Origin of the sequence: Janthinobacterium sp. B9-8, assembly GCF_000969645.2 — a bacterium.
In the GTDB taxonomy this organism is placed as follows: Bacteria; Pseudomonadota; Gammaproteobacteria; order Burkholderiales; family Chitinibacteraceae; genus Iodobacter.
This window is the reverse complement of sequence record NZ_CP014222.1, coordinates 1523040-1541701: the sequence shown is the minus strand read 5'-3', so window position 1 is coordinate 1541701 and position 18662 is coordinate 1523040. Positions and strand designations below refer to the sequence as shown.

The 18662-nt window shown below is 48.5% G+C and carries 15 protein-coding genes; 12 read left to right on the top strand and 3 right to left on the bottom strand.

Annotated features, from left to right (window positions below; genetic code table 11):
• Positions 1–170 precede the first annotated feature (170 nt).
• From VN23_RS07005 to VN23_RS21745, 11 genes are all read left to right on the top strand, one after another.
• Positions 171–860: an MlaE family ABC transporter permease gene (locus VN23_RS07005; RefSeq protein ID WP_082752657.1), complete on the top strand. Its 690-nt coding sequence runs from the start codon at positions 171–173 to the stop codon at positions 858–860.
• Positions 857–1402, top strand: a complete 546-nt coding sequence (locus VN23_RS07000; RefSeq protein ID WP_046351850.1) for a hypothetical protein — start codon at positions 857–859, stop codon at positions 1400–1402. Before VN23_RS07005 ends, VN23_RS07000 begins: the two co-directional genes overlap by 4 nt.
• The gene (locus VN23_RS06995; RefSeq protein WP_046351851.1) at positions 1392–2342 is read left to right on the top strand and encodes an MlaD family protein; all 951 of its coding nucleotides are present in this window, start codon (positions 1392–1394) and stop codon (positions 2340–2342) included. The genes VN23_RS07000 and VN23_RS06995 overlap by 11 nt, the downstream gene beginning before the upstream one ends.
• Positions 2343–2480: 138 nt before the next feature.
• Positions 2481–5129, top strand: coding sequence for a type VI secretion system Vgr family protein (tssI, locus tag VN23_RS06990; RefSeq protein WP_046351852.1), 2649 nt, complete (start codon positions 2481–2483; stop codon positions 5127–5129).
• Between the two features lie 12 nt (positions 5130–5141).
• The gene (locus VN23_RS06985; protein WP_046351853.1) at positions 5142–6068 is read left to right on the top strand and encodes a DUF4123 domain-containing protein; all 927 of its coding nucleotides are present in this window, start codon (positions 5142–5144) and stop codon (positions 6066–6068) included.
• Positions 6038–8929: a T6SS effector BTH_I2691 family protein gene (locus VN23_RS06980; RefSeq protein WP_046351854.1), complete on the top strand. Its 2892-nt coding sequence runs from the start codon at positions 6038–6040 to the stop codon at positions 8927–8929. The genes VN23_RS06985 and VN23_RS06980 overlap by 31 nt, the downstream gene beginning before the upstream one ends.
• 35 nt (positions 8930–8964) lie before the next feature.
• Positions 8965–9720, top strand: a complete 756-nt coding sequence (locus tag VN23_RS06975; protein WP_046351855.1) for a putative type VI secretion system effector — start codon at positions 8965–8967, stop codon at positions 9718–9720.
• A 4-nt stretch (positions 9721–9724) separates the two neighbouring features.
• The gene (locus tag VN23_RS21750) at positions 9725–9877 is read left to right on the top strand and encodes a hypothetical protein (protein WP_156455142.1); all 153 of its coding nucleotides are present in this window, start codon (positions 9725–9727) and stop codon (positions 9875–9877) included.
• Positions 9878–9920: 43 nt separating this feature from the next.
• Entirely contained in the window at positions 9921–10217 is a 297-nt protein-coding gene (locus tag VN23_RS06970; RefSeq protein WP_046351856.1) for a hypothetical protein, read from the top strand.
• A 263-nt stretch (positions 10218–10480) separates the two neighbouring features.
• Positions 10481–11461: a putative type VI secretion system effector gene (locus tag VN23_RS06960; protein WP_062654839.1), complete on the top strand. Its 981-nt coding sequence runs from the start codon at positions 10481–10483 to the stop codon at positions 11459–11461.
• 49 nt (positions 11462–11510) lie between these two features.
• Positions 11511–11729, top strand: a complete 219-nt coding sequence (locus VN23_RS21745; RefSeq protein ID WP_156455141.1) for a hypothetical protein — start codon at positions 11511–11513, stop codon at positions 11727–11729.
• Between the two features lie 167 nt (positions 11730–11896).
• Here the strand turns inward: VN23_RS21745 and VN23_RS06955 are convergent, their stop codons facing one another.
• From VN23_RS06955 to VN23_RS06945, 3 genes are read right to left on the bottom strand one after another with little or no spacing between them, the layout of a single operon-like run.
• On the bottom strand, positions 11897–13279 hold the full coding sequence (locus VN23_RS06955) for an efflux transporter outer membrane subunit (protein ID WP_046351858.1): 1383 nt from the start codon (positions 13277–13279) through the stop codon (positions 11897–11899).
• Entirely contained in the window at positions 13272–16409 is a 3138-nt protein-coding gene (locus VN23_RS06950) for an efflux RND transporter permease subunit (protein ID WP_046351859.1), read from the bottom strand. Before VN23_RS06950 ends, VN23_RS06955 begins: the two co-directional genes overlap by 8 nt.
• A 9-nt stretch (positions 16410–16418) precedes the next feature.
• A complete protein-coding gene (locus VN23_RS06945) occupies positions 16419–17576 on the bottom strand; it encodes an efflux RND transporter periplasmic adaptor subunit (RefSeq protein ID WP_046351860.1) in 1158 nt (385 codons plus the stop codon).
• Between the two features lie 410 nt (positions 17577–17986).
• On the opposite strand from VN23_RS06945, the gene VN23_RS06940 reads away from it, so the two are divergent.
• The gene (locus tag VN23_RS06940) at positions 17987–18586 is read left to right on the top strand and encodes a TetR/AcrR family transcriptional regulator (RefSeq protein ID WP_046351861.1); all 600 of its coding nucleotides are present in this window, start codon (positions 17987–17989) and stop codon (positions 18584–18586) included.
• Positions 18587–18662 lie beyond the last annotated feature (76 nt).

Sequence of the window (18662 nt, the reverse complement as noted above, 5' to 3'; positions counted from 1 at the left end):
TATTACTTACGTTTACAGGGGCAAAGAGGGAAACTTACCCGTCTGCCACCGTGCCCTATGTTGCCCTATGTGAACTAGTTTGCGCCGTACTTTTCGCCCCTTAGCCGCTTTCGTGGCGTTTCCCTGTTGGCGTTTCTATACTCGTCTTACCTCGGCCGTTTTTGTATCCCATGTTTGCTTCCTTGATCCGACCTTTTTCTCATGCCGCCATGCACCGCGTTTTGCTGCGCCAGCTGTATTTTTCTGGTGTGCAGTCGATCGGGGTGAGTGCTTTGGCGGGTGCGGCGATGGGGGCGATTGTCATTACGCTGGTGCAGGGCAATTTTGGCCAGAGCGGGGCCAGGGCGATGAATGTGCTGATGATTAGCTGCATGCAGGAAGTGGGGCCCTTAATGGTGGCCTTGATATTTATTGCCCGTAGTGCGTCTGCCATTGCGACTGAGCTGGCGGCTATGAAAGTAGCGGGGGAGCTACGCACCCTAGCGCGGCTGGGGGTTTCTGTGGTGCATTATTTAATTTGGCCAAGAGTTGTGGCGGCCGCGCTAAGCTGCATGCTGCTATTTTGCTACTTTATGGTGGCAGCTTTGCTCAGTGGTGCTTTGGCTACCCCGCAATCAGGGCTGATCGCAGAAATAGACCATAGTTTAAGCCAGCTTAATTTGTTTTCTTTGATGCTTGGCCTAGGGAAAAGCGCCGTGTTTGGTTTTGTGACCAGCGTCAGCGCTTGTTATCTGGGCCTGAGCGCGGGCTTTGCTAGCACCGAAATCCCAAGGCTGGCTTCGCGGGCGGTGTTGGTGAGTATTGTTGCCATCTTGCTCCTTGATGCCTTGATTGCGGTGCTGATGAGTCGTGCAGCATGAGTAACGCGCAGCGCTTATTACTGCATTGCAGCGATGCCGCACAAAAGAATCAGGCCTTGGATACAGTTTGTGCCTTGCTGCATCAGCGCGGGCAAGTTTTTGGCCTGCTGGCCTTACGGGGCGCGCTGCTGAGTAATATTAATGTGGCAGAGAATCTGTGGCTTGGTATGAACTGGCATCGCCAGCAAAGTGCCGAGGCTATTTTGCCTGTATTGCAGCAGCAATTAGTGCGTTTGGGTTTTGATGAGCACCGCGGGGCTCGCTTGCTTAATGCAAGGCCCGCCCAGCTTAATGCCACTGATTTACGAGCGGTGTTATTACTCAGGGCTTTATTGATGGAGCCTACTATTTTGCTTGCTGATAATGATTGGTTTGCGGGCGTGCTCTATGCCGATCGGGATTTAATGCAGCGCGCCGAGCCGCTGATTGCACATTGCCACTGGTGGGTATTTAGCGATGATTTAGGGGATCCCACGAGTGAAGTGGATTGGGTTCCTTGTGATCTGCTTACCCTATTAAATGAGTTGAATAATGAGTGCTGATCTAAACCCCCTAAAGAAAGACAAACGCACTTATGTGGGCCTGTTTGTGGCGGGCGCTTTGTTTTTGATTGCGATGGTGCTCTTTGTGCTGGCGCGCTCCCAAGGCTGGTTTGAGCAAAGCTATACCTTAGAGTTTCGTGCTGCGAGTGCCGAGTCTTTAAATAAAGGCATGCTGGTGCGCCTATCCGGTTTGCCTGTTGGCAAAGTGACAGAGATTAAGCTGGAGGACGACGCGCGGGTGCGGGTGCAAATGCAGATTAATAAAGATTTTCAGCGCTGGATTAAAAGCGATTCGGCCGCCTCTTTAGCGCGGGAAGGGATATTTGGCGATAGCTTTATTCAAATTTCTGCGGGCACCAGTAAGGGGCAATTGCTGGAGGGCGGGGCGGTGTTGGCATTTGATCCGGGCAGTGGCATGAATGAGCTTTTACAACAATTACGTGAACGGCTTTTTCCCTTGCTGGAAGAAATGCAAAGCTTGGCGGCTTCGCTTAAATCGCCTGATGGGCAATTAGGCAGCACGCTGAGCGAGGCGCGGGCCTTATTGCATGAATTACGCAGCACCCGCACTCAAATTGATAAAACGCTGGCCAGCGCAGCCTTGTTAACGCAAAAAAATATTCCTGCCACTCTGGGCTATGTGGATGGCACTTTGGCCGGGTTTAAAACGGTAGCGCAAAGCACCGATGCACAGCTTGCGCAGATCAGTAGCAAGTTGCAAGCCACGCTGGATCAGTACGAGCGCACCGGCAGTAGTGCGGATAAAACGCTGAAAGAAGTGCAGATTCTGGTGCAAGAAACGCGGCCTTTATTGCAAAAAGCCATTAAAGATGCCGATGTGGTGATGCGTAGCGCCAATCAAACCATGATCAATATGCACGAGCGCTGGCCCTTTAGCGGCGATGCCAAGCCTGCATCAATGCCAGAATCTGAAAACTAGGCTACTGAAAATATGTAGGTGTATTTACTTACTATTTTCGTATGGGTTTTGATGAAAAGTACCAGTTTTATGTAATTTTATGACGGAAATAAGCGGTTCCGGTATGCTGCGCGATTCATTTCCTTGTGGAAAAAGCCCATGCACCCTGATCAGCTATTTGCCTCATTCGCCGCCGCTTTTAATCAAGATCAGCGACTGATCTCTTTGCAACTGGGCGATGGTGCAGCTTGGGGCGAGCAGCTATTACCCCAGCGTGTGACGGGCAGCGAGGGGATTAATCAGGCTTACCGTTATCAGATCGATTGCTTGTCACCCGATGGTGCTTTAGAGCTTAAATCACTACTTGGTCTGCCTGTTGTGCTGGCTGTGGCAGATGCCAATGGCGATGCGATTGAGCGCTGCGGGGTGATTAGTCAGGCGCAGCTTTTAGGCTCTGATGGTGGCTTTGCCAAGTATTCGCTCACCGTAGAGCCACCTTTTGCTCTGCTCAGATACCGCCGCACTTCCCGCGTTTTTCAGGATTTATCCGCCGTTGATATTGTGAAACAGGTACTGGCCGAGCATCAGGCCAAAAACCCTGTATTTGCTTCGGTACAAACGCTGGATTTTAAATTATCAGGCGAATACCCGCCGCGCTCTTATTGCCTGCAATACCGGGAAGACGATTTTGCGTTTTTGTGCCGCTTAATGAAAGAAAGCGGCCTGGCTTGGCGCTTCGAGCATTTGGCCGGAGACACGCCTCAGGTTCAACTTATTGTATTTGATGATGCCTTTGCCTTGCCCGAAGCAGCAGAATCCGCGGTGAGATTCCACCGCTCGGACGCCACAGAAAAAAGTGATTCACTTACCACTTGGAACACCCAGCGGCAAATTGGCAGCAGTTCGGTTTCCCTAGCCAGCTTTGATTACAAAGCCGCCAACACCAGCCACAGCTTAAGCGATAGCGCCATTGATCAGGGCGATGGCGGGCAGCAAATTCAATCCAGTCTGGAATATTACGACCCGCAAGCGCATTACTACGCCAGCGATTTAGACCAGCTCAACCATGATGCCAAGCTGCGCCAGGACGCTTTAGACGGGCAAAAGAAATCGTTTTCTGGCTCCGGCACATTACGTAGCTTGCAGGCTGGGCAATGGTTCCGTTTAGAAGATCACCCCGCCCACGAATGGGATAGTGCCGAGCAGCGTGAATTTGCCATTACCCAGCTTAAATTCACGGCAAACAATAATCTGCCAGCGGATTTAACCCAGCAACTTAGCCTAGTCGCGCCCAGCCTGCTTGCCGCTTCAGCCAAGGATAACGCGCCTTACCAAGCCGACTTCACTGCCCAAAGACGCGGCCAGCCTGTGCTTAGCCACCTGGGCGAGCAAGAGTTTACCAAGCCCACCAGCCTTGGCTTGCAAACCGCCACCGTAGTCGGCCCCGCCGGTTCAGAAGTTCACACCGACGAGCACGGGCGCATTAAAATTGAATTTCACTGGCAGCGTGCCGCAGAACATCCCGAGTTTGGCGCAAACCTAGACGATAAATCATCCTGCTGGATCCGCGTCGCCGCACCATCGGCAGGCGCAGGCTGGGGGCATCAGTTTATCCCGCGTATCGGGCAGGAAGTCACCATCAGCTTTGTTGAGGGCGATATCGACCGCCCCGTAGTTACTGGCGCTGTCTATAACGGCAGCCATTCAGTGCCCACCTTCAGCGGTGCGGGCGTCTTGCCCGCCAATAAAACGCTATCCGGCATCAAAACCAAAGAGCATGAAGGCGGCCAATACGGCGAGCTGCTGTTTGACGACACCAAGGGTGAAGTGCGCACCAAGCTATCGAGCGAGCACGGCAAAACTCAGCTCAACCTTGGCTATCTGATCCATCCACGCACGAATGGCAAAGGTGAGCCACGCGGTGAAGGGTTTGAATTACGCACCGATAATCAAGGCGCAATCCGCGCCAATGGTTTACTGATCAGCACTGAAGCTAAGAGTGGTGCATCTGGCAAACAACTCGATCACACACCCGCCCAAAGCCAGCTGGAATCGGCCCTTGCACTGGCACAAAGCCTAGGTGAAACCGCCACCAACCAACTCGCCGACACCATCGAAACCGGTGATGAGGGCAAAACTGTTGAGGCCGATAATAGTGCCGGCAGCAAAGCCAGCACCGCCCATCTGTATCACCACGTGCACGCCAGCAAAAGCTTTGCAGCGGGTAGCAATGCCGATAAAGAAAGCAAAACAAAATCCAAAGACCAAGCAGGCCAGCAAAAAATCATCCTGCTACATGGGGAAGACGGCGTGGCCATCACCAGCCCGCAAAGCCAAACTATCTCAGCAGGCACAAACCTAGATCAAATCGCCCAGCGCGACACCAATCAAACCTCTGGCCGCCGCTGGATACACAACGTGGGATCGCACATCAGCTTATTTGTGGCTGGGGTAAAAGATAAAGTTGCGTTAAAACTGATCGCTGCTAAAGGCAAGATTCAGCTGCAGGCGCAAAGCGACGATATTGAAATCACCGGTGATAAAGACCTAAAAGTGACTGCTTGCAAAGGGCTGCTCAGTGTTTCGGCTAAAGATGAAATTTTAGTCACCGCTGGTGGCGGTTATATCCGGCTAAAGGGTGGCAATATCGAGATTCATTGCCCGGGCACGGTCACAGTGAAAGGCGCGAGTCATGCGTTGAGCGGGCCAACTAGCTTAAATGCGCCCTTGCCTAAGTTTGCCAAGGGCTGCGAGCAAAGTATGGATGCCGCAGCAGCGTCTCAAGCGGCTACCGTGCGCTTAAGCTAAGGGATTAAAAAGATGACAGATCCAACCATAGCAAACCATGCTACGGCCGTTTTGCAATGCTTGAGCGATAAGCTGCAAGCAGGCAAACCGCTCTATCTTGCTTTAGATTACAGCCACAGAGCGCTTTCAGATGATGAATTGCTGCTGGATGACGCGGCAAAACTAAAGGGCTTTGTTGTGCCTTTAAAGCATCGCTCGCTCAACCCGGCAATGCGGCCGTATTGGCTGCCATTGTCTGATACAAATGCAGAGCAGCTGTTACCCAGTATCGAGCAAGCCCTGCAAGAAGCCTCGCCAGATTTAATTGCTGAAGGCTGTGGCCGCAGAGTGGCGGGCTGGCTAGAGATTACGGGGGATGCCCAGCAAGCTGCCTTGCATATCAGCCAACAAATGATTCGCTTCTCTCCTTTAGGCGGCAATCATTTACTGCGCTTGCATGATCCTGCCGTGCTGTGGGCCTTATGGCCACTGCTGAATCATGAGCAGCAAAAATACTTATTCGGCCCCGTGGTCAGCTGGAGCCTCATTGCACCAAACGGGCAGCTGATTGCTTTGCAAATCAAACCAGATACGGGCCATAACAAGGGCACGCCTGATATATGGGGCCGCCAGCTCTGGCAAGATATCGCCCTGATCGCGCCTTTTAATCAAGCGCTGCTGGCTTATCTGGCGCAAAACAGCGATTTGCAAATAGGCCAGCTAGATCATCTGCACGAGCTTGGCTTTGCGGCCATCAAGCGCGCCCAATTATTGGGCTTTAGTGACGATGCCGATTTAGCGCTATTTGCCCAGCATGCTCTGATGATCCACCCGTTCTTTGATCGTCATCCGCTGCTGCAAAAATGCCTTGCAGCGCGGCAGGCGGATAGCTATTACGGCGGCTTGGTTGCAGAGCTGAGTGACAGCGATTGGCAAAGCATCGCCGCAAACAAAATTTAGTTTTACATAGGGCATTTGCCTTTCAATTTTTAGGAAATTACCAAAGCATGAGTCAGCTATGTAAAGCATGCCAAGCCAGTGGCTTACCCATTATGCCGGTGCGTTATGCCGTTGTTCCTAAGTCTGTAGCGGCAAAGCTGCCGGATTGGGCCAGTGGTGCAAGGGTGAAAGACATTGCCTTGGGCGATGAGTTTCATTACGCATTACGCACTCTGCGTGCAGGCTATGTATATCTGTACTATTCAAAAAACGCCCGTGGCGCAAAGCAGTGGGAGTGCTACACCGTTACCGAAGATGGACTGCTGCTGTTACAACTCACACCAAAATCCGCTTTAGAGCCTAAAGACAGCATGACCTGCAAAACTGCTGGCCATAGCAATAGCCGCTTGCATCACTTGATTATTGATCGTCCAGACGATTGCGGCCCAACATGGATCGCTTTTAGCGAGCATAAATGGAGCGATGAAACCCTTGCGCAATATGGCAGCGATGCCAAGCTACGCAGCGCCAGAATGCAAGCCATTGACCCCAAAGCCATGGCCGCTGGCGCAAAAAACCCGCATAGCAGCCCAGCCAGCCAAGCCGCACTAGAAAGCATCATGGAATACAGCCCAGGCTTTTCGAGCGCTCAGCTGCCCTACGATCAAAAAATACCACAAGTGAGTAGTAAAAATGGTGGTTTTAAAGAGTTTGACTTAAAGCGAGTCAGTAGCTATTACGTTGTTTGCTCTCGCAAAGGTAACGCTAGTGAAACGCTTCAGTTCATGCAAACACGTGCTAAAAAAAGCAGTGGCGCTAGCAATACACCTCATGTGATGGCCCTATGGGATGCGATAGGTACCGTACATGAGTTAAATGGCTTTCGTAATGAACCTGCTGGGGTTTTAAAACAGTATGGTATTGAGCTTGAGTTTCAAATTAATGCGATGACTGCCATTGAGGGCTTAAAACAGGCTATGGCAGAGAAAGCGGGGAAAAGCCAACAAGCAAACCAAGATCAAATGCTTAATCAGGCCGCTGCTTGGTATAAGCCAGAAGAAATGGCAAAACGAAGAGCCAGTTCATCACTTATGCCAGAACCCAAACACAGCCAGCGTTTAGAAGTCTGCAATATATTAGAACAATGGGCACAGCAACAGGTGCCATACATGCCATATCCTCAGCGGTTAGAAGCCATTGATATGCGCAATATTCAAGAGCCACAAAGAAGCCAGCAGATTAGTGCTTTAAAAGCAGAAGTTACCGTGTTTTTGAGCTCACGAAAGGATAATTACGATAAAAACATTAAGTATGCAAGTTCTGGCTCATGGTCTAAATATGAGAAAAAATTAAAGATTGGTGAGTATGGTGATTTTAAAAAAAATTACGATAAATTATTTAATATGTCTTCAGACATCATAGATGCTCGCACGGATTTGTTAATTAAATGGCTGGATTCAACTTTATTTATTGATACACTTGAAGATTATCATCATGAAAATACAAATGATGGCGTTTATTTTGAAGATGTAATTGGCAATGGTATTTTTGGCATAAGCTCGTCTGCCGCAGGCGCTAAAAAAATTGACATTTGGGTTAAAGATGCCAAGGCCAGTGATAAGAAAAATATATTATGGCGAGCCATCGCCATGAACCAGAAAGTTGGAATAAAAAATGTGGATGCCTTGCTGACAGCGGCATCTGGCCCTCCTGTTCCATTTACAGAAAAAACGCTGGCTGCAGCCAGTGATAATTTTAAATATGTTGTGAAAATTGCGGAGTTGGGTAAAAAAGGATTGGGCCTTCACAACACTTTACGCAAAGATGGTGTAAAAGCGATCCCAACAGGCGGGTTAGAAAAAATACTTTTGACAGTGGGAGAGCGATTTTTTGCTCCATTTATGAATAAACGACTTGATACTATGGGCGAGAAGTTAGTACAGGCTCTTTTATTAGGAAGAGCTGGCTGCCAGTATGCTGCAATTATGGGGTTATTAGCAGTAGAAGCAAAAATGGGCACGATTGGGCGTACAGAGTCCTTACTTATGCTAAGTATGGGGACTGTTTATGCAAATAAAAAAATAGGTGCTGAATATAAAACTTTAAAGGACGCTTGGGCAAACTTAATTGCTACGGTTGATGAGGCAAAAACAAATGCTAATCCTAAACTGGCCGGAGGTTTTAATGACGCAAAAGATCTGCGTTTCGGTTTAGTGACGACTATTTTGCAGGGGCTATTTGTTCTTAAATTACTAGAAGATGTGGAAAATCAGCCGAAGAGCAAAGAGCTAAAAGCAACCCTGCTCATGGCACAATTAAGCTTAGGGGCCGGCGCTATTGATTTAGGGGCAACCGTCATTAAAGGATTGTCTAATGCTAAAGATGCTGCCAATAGCTTCCAATTATTAAAATTGAGTGGTGGGTTATTGAGTGCGGGGGCTGGGTGGATAGCAATGAAACAAGGTGGATCCTTAAGTTATGGTGCATATAAAGAAAATAAATATAAATTATTCTTTGCATATGGTTTTAAAACTGTGGCTGATGGCCTTTCGGCTGGTTTTTCATTGCTTGCATCTTTCTCATACACTGCACCAGCTATGCAAGCACTAAAAACTCGTTTCCCTACATCTCTTGCTGCTAAAGGTATCAGTAATGTAATGAGCAGGTTGTTTGCTTGGCGCGCAGTCTTACTTTTTGGTAGCTTGGCTTTTTCTCTTGTTTCAATTGGAATTACAATAGCAATTTGGTACTTTGATGAAGATGAGCTTCAAGAATGGTGTGATCAATCCGCGTTTGGTTTGAAAGATACAGATACATTCCCTTCGATAGAAGAACAACAAAAACAATTTGAAAAGGCATTAGTTAAAGTTCTCTCTACCTGAAATTAGCTGATTTATTTTTTTAATTTGGAGGGGCAATGGATACGCAAGAAAATATAAAACATGAGCTTATTAAAGGAATTATTAGTGATTTGCAAATTAGCCATGGTTATGAAGATTTGGTTTTTACAGACAGCATAAAAAATACAGCTGGGGCCGCTGCGTCTGCTGCCGCTTTAATGGGGCAAGTCTTTAATGCTGGTGCTTTAGCAACTGCATCGGGTGGGGCTGAAATTAGCATGCAGTTTTTTACCTGCAAGTTAGATGAAAAAAGAGTTGCGGGTCGTTTTTATAATGTAGGTTTTAAAGACGGCGAAGAAATAGAATTTGTCGTCAAGCAAGAGGGTGATATTTACGCTGTTTTAGCAGCAAGAAATACTAATCAACGTTTGATTTGGATGCTCCCCCAACATTTGCGTGGAGAAAAAGCTCATTTGAAAAGTGATATTAAATGGACAGTTATTACTACAATAATTGGAGCATTTTTATCATTATTGTTATTTTATTTAGCTACACCAAAAGAAGAGCCTAATATTCCTAGCATGTGGAGCGATCCCATGGTCATTTTTGGAGTGCTAATCATTGGATTCATTCTATGTTTATTTGTAAATGTAGTCACTCGTTGTTTTTTTAGCCGCTTTGGCAAAGCAACTACACCTATTCTTGCTGCTCTAGGATATGAAAATCCTGATGAAGTAGATTTGCCTGCAATAAGCCGTGCCGCACATAAGCGATATAAGCAGGAGCATGGTGTGTCGGCTGATTCGGACCCTACATGGGTTTGGCGTTATTAATTCAATGAACGTTCAAAAAAATTATGTATTAATTAAAGGTGCAATCAGTGATTTGCAAACCAGTCATGGTTATGAAGATTTGGTTTTTACCGATAGCATAAAAAATACAGCAGGTGCTGCTGCGTCTGCTGCCGCATTAATGGGGCAAGCATTTTAATGCTGGCACTTTAGCAACAGCATCGGGCGGTGCTGAAATCAGTATGCAGTTTTTTACCTGCAAGTTAGATGAAAAAAGAGGTGCAGGACGTTTTTATAATGTAGGTTTTAAAAATGGCGAAGAAATTGAATTTGTCGTTGAGCAAGAGGGTGATGTTTATGCTGTTTTGGTAGCCAGAAGTGCTAGTCAGCGCTTGATTTGGATGTTGCCTCAACACTTGTGCGGAGAAGAAGCTCATTTAAGAAGCGATATTAAATGGACCATTATTACTACAATCATTGGAGCTGTTTTATACGCTATTTTTCTTCACCCATCAGGAATAAAGGATGATTTATTATAGCCTATGTGGAGCAAAGTTTTAAATTGGTGTATGCCATTTATTTTAGGCTTGGTTTTTAATTTGATAATTAGAAGTTTTTTTAATCGATTTGGGAAAGAAACCACACCCATTCTTGCTGCATTAGGTTTTGAAAGTCCAGAAAATGTCGACTTACCCACAATAAGCCGGGCTGCCCATAAGCGCTATAAGCAGGAGCATGGTGTATCCGCTGATTCGGATCCTACATGGGTTTGGCGTTATTAAAATATAGCGATAGAGTCTGCATGAACAATGTTCCTAAAGAATCAATAAAGCCTACTGGCATGATTAAAATCAGTGGCCAGATTAGCAATTACAAATCAACACGTGAACATGCCAATTTTTTCTTTACACAAAACGACAATAAAGCGATGAGTTTGGCGGCCATTGCCAGTGCGGCAATTGGTTCAAGTGGGCTAGCAATGGGCGCGGCGATTTCCGCATCGGACATGGAAGAAGAAGCCGATTATGTAGAGTTTGAAATGGATGGCAAGGCGATTAAGGGCTGGGTTTGGTGTAGCCCATTTGCTAACAAAGATATGGTTGATGTTGTTGGCGAATGGCGGGAGGATTATTTTGAGTTAGTCGCCATTGCTCGCCCCGCCGATCGAACGATTGCCCTTTATCCACACTGCTCACGTGGCAAGCGTGCCCATATAAAGAATGCGATTAAATGGTGGTTTCTTGGCGTGACTGGATTTATGGTGGGCATCTTTCCGATTGGAATAATGGGAGGATACTTCATGAACAACGAGTCTGGTTTAGGGGTTATCGCCTCTCTCATTGGTATGTTCATTCCTTTTGTTCTATGGCTATTTTTTGGGAAAAACGGCTTAATTGTTAGTGCTGGATTAGTATTAACGGCTCTTTTATCGGTCTTTGACCTTGAAGAGATATTTAAAGTGATTTCGATATTCTGGGGTGTACCTGTTGTGTTCTATATATTCATGGGGATATTTGCTATTCATTATTCATGGAAAACGATGAAATTTGTAAATGTAGCGACTTATGTTTTTGATGCCCTTGGCTTAGAAAACCCATCAAATATAGATTTTCCAAAAACATCGCAGGCGGAAGTCTTAAAATTAATTAAAAAACGAAAAGAAAAAAAAGAAAATGAAGCAATAAAAGAGAGTAAAAATAAAAAAAGAAAGAACGAAAAAAAATCAAATGTATTGCTAAGCCAAAGTGAAATTAGCTTTGGCTCTATGTATTTAAAGTATTAATTTATGATTAAAATTTACTTACTCTTGACATTGCTTTGGTTATTTTGAATTGAAGTTAAAAACTGATACTGGGACGATTAGTAATTTACAAATTGTGCGTACCCAGCAAAACATACTTTATAGCCCGCATATGAAAGAGGCCGCGGGGGCAAGTGCAGTCATTTTTGCTGTAGCCGGAATGGGCGCAGCTGCCATGCGTTATTCAAAAATTCCGCAATGGCCTACCGATATTGAGGCTCAATGCCCTGTTGAAGCCAATGATCCTTAGTTTAAAGATGCATCAATGAATCCATTTTAAATAATGTAACGTGATGGTGCATTAGCAGTGGCTAGCCGCTGCTACGCTCATTTAATAAGGGCCAGTGCTTTTCGTCTAAGCGCTGGCCCTTATTGTTTACTGGAGGCGTGGTGCACTTTCGTGCACCGCTTGGGGTGTTATCCCTTTGCTTTCCACCCCCCACCCATGGCTTTGTAAAGGTCTACTGTGGCATTGAGCTGGTCGCGCTGTGCTGCGGCAAGGTTGAGCTGGGCCTGGAATAGGGAGCGCTGGGCGTCTAGCACTTCTAGGTAGCCAGAGAAGCCGTTGTCGTAGCGTAGCGTGGCGAGTTTTAATTGCCGGCTGAGCGAATCCAGTTGTAGCTGCTGGGCGGCGACGATTTTTGCGCTGCTGCTGCGGGCGATCAGCGCGCTTTGCGTTTCGGCAAAGGCTTGCTGAATGCTGAGGCGATAATTGGCCACGGCTTGTTTCTGGCGCGCGGTAGCACCATCTACATTGGCGGCGGTGCGGCCATTATCAAACAGCGGTGCGGCCAGGTTACCAAGGAAAGACCATGTTCTGGCCGGGCCTGAGAATAAATCACTGATCGATGCGCTTTCCGTACCCAATAGCCCCGTGAGGGAGATGGTGGGGTAGTAAGCCGCCCGCGCTGCGGCGATGCGGGCACCCGCGGCTTTTAGCGATTGCTCGCTGGCCTGAATATCAGGGCGGCGGACTAATAGCTCGGAAGGTAGGCCCAGCGGCACATTCACAGGTAGGCTGATTTGCTTGAGCGTTTTACCACGGGCAACCCCTGATTCGATCATTTCACGCGGGTTTTGGCCGATCAGAATGCTTAGGCTGCTGGCGACTTTGGCAATGTTTTGCTCAATGCCGGGCACGCTGGCTTGCGCGGCGGCGAGCTCTACTTCGGCCTGACGCATATCCAGCTCGGAGGTCACCCCGCCTTCAAAGCGGCGCTTGCGTAGCTGAAAGCTCTCCTGCCTTGTTTTAAGGGTGTCCACTGCAATAACAAGCTGCTGATCGAGTGCGCGCAAATTAAAGTAGGTTTGCGCCACATTGGCGTAGAGCGCCAGAGCCACTGCATCGCGATTGTATTCACTGGCTAAAAGATCAGCCCTGGCGGCGTCATTGGTGTTTTTAATGCGCCCCCAGAAATCCAGCTCCCACGATGCGGTGGCACCCAGCGAGTAGCTGTCAGAAGGGCTGCCGAGCTGTGGCGACATGCTGCGGCCCGCTTTACCACCCAAATCGAGCCTTGGCAGCTGGTCGGCAGAAATAATCCCCAGTGCTGCGCGGGCTTCGTCGATGCGGGCGGCGGCAATCACTAGGTTCTGGTTATGCGCTTCTGCGGCGCTGATTAAATTATCCAGCGCAGGGTCGTCAAATTGCGCCCACCAGTTGCGGCCTATGCTGATGTCGCTCACTGAATCGCTACGCCATGCACTGGGCAACTCGGTTTTTGTGTCAACCACGGGCGGTGTTAGAGCGCAGGCGCTTAAGGTGGATGCAATCAGAAGTGCGAGTATGGTTTTACGCATGGTGATCTCCTGCTGCTGGGGTCTTGGCGGCTTTTTTCTCGCTCTGCTGCATAATCAGGCGGAAGAACAGCGGGATAAAGAAAATCGCAATAAAGGTGGCAGCGAGCATCCCGCCAATCACGGGCGTGCCCAGTGAGTGACGGCTGGCCGAGCCTGCGCCGCTGGATAAAACCAGAGGCACGCAACCTAAAATAAACGCGAGTGAAGTCATCACAATCGGGCGGAAGCGTAAGCGTGCAGCAGCAAGGGCAGAATCGAGCAAGCTCATGCCTTCTTCATGCTTCATGACGGCGAATTCTACAATCAGAATCGCATTTTTTGCCGCCAGCCCCACCAGCGTCACTAGACCAATCTGGAAGTAAACGTCGTTGGTTAAGCCGGTTAAAAATACCGCCAGTAGCGCACCAAACAGCGCAAAGGGCACGGCGCTAATCACGGCAATCGGCAGTGTCCAGCGCTCGTATTGCGCAGCCAGAATCAGGAACACCATGATAATGCCGAAGCCAAAGGCCAGCGCAGCGGAGGATCCGGCGGACTTTTCCTGATAGGCCGAGCCTGTCCATTGCAGCTTGTAGTCGCTACCCATTACGCTGGCTTCGACTTCTTCCAGTGCTTTAATGGCCTGGCCAGAGCTGACGCCCGGTGCAGGTTGCGCCATGATTTTTGCGGCCTGGAACACATTAAAGCGCTCAACCAGCTCCGGGCCAACCGATGTTTTAACTTGCACAAGGCTGGTGAGTGGAATCATGTCGCCTTTATCTGAGCGTACATAAACATTGCGGATATCGTCTGGGCGGGCGCGGAAATCGGCTTCAGATTGCAATTGCACACGGTAGGTGCGGCCAAACTGGTTAAAGTCGTTGACATACACTTGGCCAAATGTGGCTTGCATGGTGTCAAACACTTGGTTGATGCTTACCCCCAGCGCCTTGGCTTTTTCCCGATCAAGATCGAGATAAATCTGCGGCACATTGGCACGGAAGGTGGTTGAAACGCTGGCAAACTCGGGGCGTTTCTTGGCTTCATCTACAAAGCGCTGCGCAGCCTTGGAAAACTCTTTGGTGTCGCCCGTGCCCCGGTTTTGCAGATAGCCTTCAATCCCGCCGGTGGTCGACATCCCCTGAATAGCCGGCGGGTTAAAAGTAGCCGCAAAGCCGTCTTTCATGCCCATATAGGCCATGCCCTGGAATGTTTTAGCCAGTGTAAATGAGCTGTCTGCCGGGTCTTTACGCTCTTTCCAGTCTTTAAGCGTAGAGAACACAATGCCGCTATTGCTGATAATTGCGCCGGAAAGAATATCAAACCCCACAAAGGAAATGACGTTCTCGACATTCTTATTGGCCATCAGCATTTTTTCAAACTGATCACTAGAAGCCGCAGTACGGTTGAGCGAGGATGCGTCCGGTAGCATCACCGCGCTAATTAAAGTGCCCTGATCTTCATCAGGAACCAGCGCGCCGGGTACTTTTTGCAGCAAAACAAAAATCGCCAGTAATACGGCAGCAAACAGCACAAAAGCCACGCCAACTCGGCGGTTTAAGAATGCCACGCCACTGACATAGCCATTGGTAACGCGATCAAAGTTTTTGTTAAACCACACAAAAAACTTGGCGGGTTCGCTATGGCTGTTTTTAAGCAAGATGGCACAAAGAGCAGGGGTGAGTGTTAAAGCCACAATCCCGGAGATGGTGACCGAAACCGCAATGGTGACGGCAAATTGCTTATACATCACACCGGTCATGCCGCCCATAAAGGCCACAGGCAGGAATACGGCGCAGAGCACTAACACAATGGCAATCACGGGGCCGGCTACTTCCTGCATGGCCTGAATAGACGCTTCCTTGGCCGAGCACTTGGTTTCGCTCATGATCCGTTCAACGTTTTCCAGAACCACAATGGCGTCATCCACCACAATACCAATGGCTAGCACCATACCGAACAGAGTTAAGAGATTGATCGAGAAACCCAGAAGCAACATCCCTGCAAACGTACCGATCAGTGAAATCGGCACAGCAATACACGGAATCAGCGTGGCGCGGAAGTTTTGTAAAAAGAGGTAAACCACGATGAATACCAAAATCATGGCTTCAAACAGGGTGTGAACCACTTCTTCGATAGAGATTTTTACAAACTCGGTGGTGTTATAAGGAATAGAGTAAGTAATGCCTTCGGGGAAACGCGTTTTTAGCTCTTCCATCTTGGCTTTTACGCCTGCGGCAACGGCAACGGCATTGGCACCAGGTTGCAAATACAGCCCGATAGCCACGGCTGATTTGCCATTGAGGCGGGCTTGCAGATCGTAATCTTTCCCGCCCATTTCAACGCGAGCCACATCTTTCAGGCGGATTTTTGCCCCATCCGCGGTCGAGCGGATAATGATGTTTTCAAACTCCTTTGCGTCTTTTAAACGGCCCTGCGTATTCACCGTATAGGTAAAATCAATCGGTGCCGTCGTCGGCTGTGCCCCGATTTTACCTGCGGCAAATTGCGCATTTTGCTCACGAATAGCACCAATCACATCGGATGGAGATAGCTTGAGCTGCGCCAGTCGATCTGGGCGCAGCCAAACGCGCATGGCGTAGTCTGTGCCCCCGAACATGCTTAAATCACCCACGCCAGGCAGGCGCTTTAGCTCGTCCACAATATTGAGTAGGGCGTAGTTAGAGAGGTAGGTGGTGTCGTAGCGATCATTCGGCGAATTCAAAGCCACTACTTCAAGGATAGATGTTGATTTCTTTTTAACCGTCACCCCCTGGCGTTTAACTTCTTCGGGCAATTGTGCCAACGCCGCAGAGACACGGTTGTTGACGTTAATCGTGGCCTGATCGGGATCTGTGCCAATTTCAAAGTAAACGTTCATGCTCATCTGGCCGTTTGATGCCGAGCCAGACTGAACATAAATCATTTTTTCTACACCATTGATCTGCTGCTCAAGCGGTGCGGCTACCGTTTGGGCAATCACATCGGGGGTAGCACCGGGGTAAACGGCAGAAACAGAAACAACAGGAGGGGTAATGCCGGGGTATTGCTCGATAGGCAACGAGCGCATCGCGGCCAGACCTGCCAGCACAATCACGATCGAAATCACGCTGGAGAAAATGGGCCGCTCAATAAAGAATTTAGAAAACATAGCGTGTCCTTATTGGGCAGCAGGGCTGCTGGCGGGAGATGGATTCACCACAACGCCCGGCTTGGCTTTCATCAAGCCATCGATAATGACTTTCTGCCCCGCTTTTAGCCCTGATTCAATAATCACTTTGCCCCCCACCACCTGGCCTAGTTTTACCGGTACAGGTACTACTTTGTTGTCGGCGCCCAGTGTCATCACAATATGATCGGCTTGCGACTGAACCACGGCGCGCTCAGGCACTAAAATGGCATTTTTGCGTTTACCTAGCTCCAGCGTCACGCGAACAAATTGCCCCGGTAGCAAATCACCTTTAGGGTTTTTGAAAATAGCGCGGGCGCGGATGGTGCCGGTTTTAGGATCGACACGATTATCCGAGAAGTTGATTAAGCCTGATTGCGAATAAACGCTGCCATCAGCGAGCTTGATTCTGGCAACGAAATTTTTTGAATCGTTCAGTGTAATTTGCCCGTTACGGGTTGCGGCTTCTAGCTCTTGGCGATCTTGCTCGGAGTAGGAAAAGTTCACATACAGCGGATCAAGCTGGCTGATGGTAGTGAGACGGCCGGAGTCCCCGGTGGCAGAAATCAGGCTCCCTTCTGATTGCACCAGCTTGCTAGTGGTGCCTGCAATTGGCGCCGTTACTTTGGTGTAGCCTAAATTAAGCTGGGCTTGCTTCACACTGGCCTGAGCGGTTTGGCTGCTGGCAAGGGCAGAGGCGTAAGCAGAAAGCGCATCGTCGTAATCTTTACGGCTGACTGCGTTTTCTTTAAATAGCGGAATAATCCGATCACGATCGGCGCGGGCTTTTTCTAATTTAGACGCTTCCAAGGATAGCTGGCCCTTGGCTTGATCTAGCGTGGCTTTGTAAGGTTCAGGATCGATTTCGAATAAGACTTGTCCTGCTGCAACTTGCGCGCCTTCTACATAGGTTCTTTTTAATAAGATGCCATTCACACGGGAGCGTACTTCCACATCGCGATACCCCGCAGTTTCGCCCACCATTTCTGTACTTAAAGGCACATCGCTGGCTTTTAGTTCGATAAAGCTAACCGGGGCAGGGGGTGGCGCAGCAGGGCCTTCTTGCTTGCCGCAGGCGCTGAGTAAAACCAGAGCAGCAAGGGCGCTTAGGCGAAATATTTCTGGTAAACATCGAGTACCCTGGTTCATGGGCTATCTCCGGCAGGGGTATTAAATTGAGAGTGGCAAATTAAGCTTAGATATAAGTCGTAAGGTTTCAAGGCAATGTCATTTGCATTGAAGAAAAATAGGCTGCCCAGAGTATTAGCTTTTATTTTTGCAAACCAGTGCATAGTGTTTTTATAAATTCACACTATTGCCTTGTGAGTTTAGTGCTTTGTCAGCTAATTCGCCTTCTCAGTTCTAGAGGTTTGATAGGGGGCTTTTTGTATGCAAAACACGCGGGGGTCTGATTCATTGATTTCCTTACTCCCTTTGCTTTTATTGAGCTCGATGTGCATGCCGCTGACTTCTGTTTTTTATGGGGGAAGTCATTGTGTAAAGTCTTCTCTTTTGTATTCTTTTGGATTAGACTGTCCAGTCTAAAATGAGGTGTGGCGATGGTTAAGAGTAAGCTTGCAGAGGACGAAGCAGGGCTAGATCCTGTCATTTGTGCTGCTAAGTCTGTTTTTTGTGAGATGGGTTATCGTGCCAGCATTGAAAAAGTGGCCGCCAGAGCAGGCGTAGCAAGGCAAACTATTTATAACCGTTTTGGCAGTAAGCAAGCCTTGTTTGAATTAGCGATTGATCACTTTATTGGTGAGATGCTAGCGCCGCTCGCGGTAACAGAAGGAGATGTACGAGAGCGTTTATTACGTTTTTCTTTGTCGTTTCGGGCGCAAATTATGACGCCGGAATCAGTAAAAGCGCATCGGGTGCTTACGGGCGAGGCGCCGCGTTTTCCAGAATTAGCACGTCGCCATTTTGAGCTTTGTATTGAGCGCACAGCAAGACAACTGGCTGCTCAGTTAGAAACGGCAATGCAAGAGGGGGTGTTGCGCCCAGCGGATCCTTTTGAAGCGGCCACGTTTTTATTTGACATGTTGGCGGGTTACGATCAGCTGAAATTATTGTTTGGTGGAGAGCCGCCAGATCCATCTGGTGAGACGGCAAAAGTGACTCGCATTGTCGACATGTTCTTACGTGCATACCAGGTGTAAGTGTTTTGTGGTGTCAGGTAGGCTTCAAGTGTTAAATTGTTGTTTTATTGAAATGAAATGCAATCTCATTACTATT

Bases quoted from the DNA above. Each gene is read 5' to 3' on its own strand.
- VN23_RS06955 (WP_046351858.1), bottom strand. From the start codon at position 13,279: ATGCGTAAAACCATACTCGCACTTCTGATTGCATCCACCTTAAGCGCC.
- VN23_RS06945 (WP_046351860.1), bottom strand. From the start codon at position 17,576: ATGAACCAGGGTACTCGATGTTTACCAGAAATATTTCGCCTAAGCGCC.
- VN23_RS06940 (WP_046351861.1), top strand. From the start codon at position 17,987: ATGGTTAAGAGTAAGCTTGCAGAGGACGAAGCAGGGCTAGATCCTGTC.
- VN23_RS21750 (WP_156455142.1), top strand. From the start codon at position 9,725: ATGAACGTTCAAAAAAATTATGTATTAATTAAAGGTGCAATCAGTGAT.
- VN23_RS07005 (WP_082752657.1), top strand. From the start codon at position 171: ATGTTTGCTTCCTTGATCCGACCTTTTTCTCATGCCGCCATGCACCGC.
- VN23_RS06985 (WP_046351853.1), top strand. From the start codon at position 5,142: ATGACAGATCCAACCATAGCAAACCATGCTACGGCCGTTTTGCAATGC.
- VN23_RS06975 (WP_046351855.1), top strand. From the start codon at position 8,965: ATGGATACGCAAGAAAATATAAAACATGAGCTTATTAAAGGAATTATT.
- tssI (WP_046351852.1), top strand. From the start codon at position 2,481: ATGCACCCTGATCAGCTATTTGCCTCATTCGCCGCCGCTTTTAATCAA.
- VN23_RS06960 (WP_062654839.1), top strand. From the start codon at position 10,481: ATGAACAATGTTCCTAAAGAATCAATAAAGCCTACTGGCATGATTAAA.
- VN23_RS06970 (WP_046351856.1), top strand. From the start codon at position 9,921: ATGCAGTTTTTTACCTGCAAGTTAGATGAAAAAAGAGGTGCAGGACGT.
- VN23_RS07000 (WP_046351850.1), top strand. From the start codon at position 857: ATGAGTAACGCGCAGCGCTTATTACTGCATTGCAGCGATGCCGCACAA.
- VN23_RS06995 (WP_046351851.1), top strand. From the start codon at position 1,392: ATGAGTGCTGATCTAAACCCCCTAAAGAAAGACAAACGCACTTATGTG.
- VN23_RS06950 (WP_046351859.1), bottom strand. From the start codon at position 16,409: ATGTTTTCTAAATTCTTTATTGAGCGGCCCATTTTCTCCAGCGTGATT.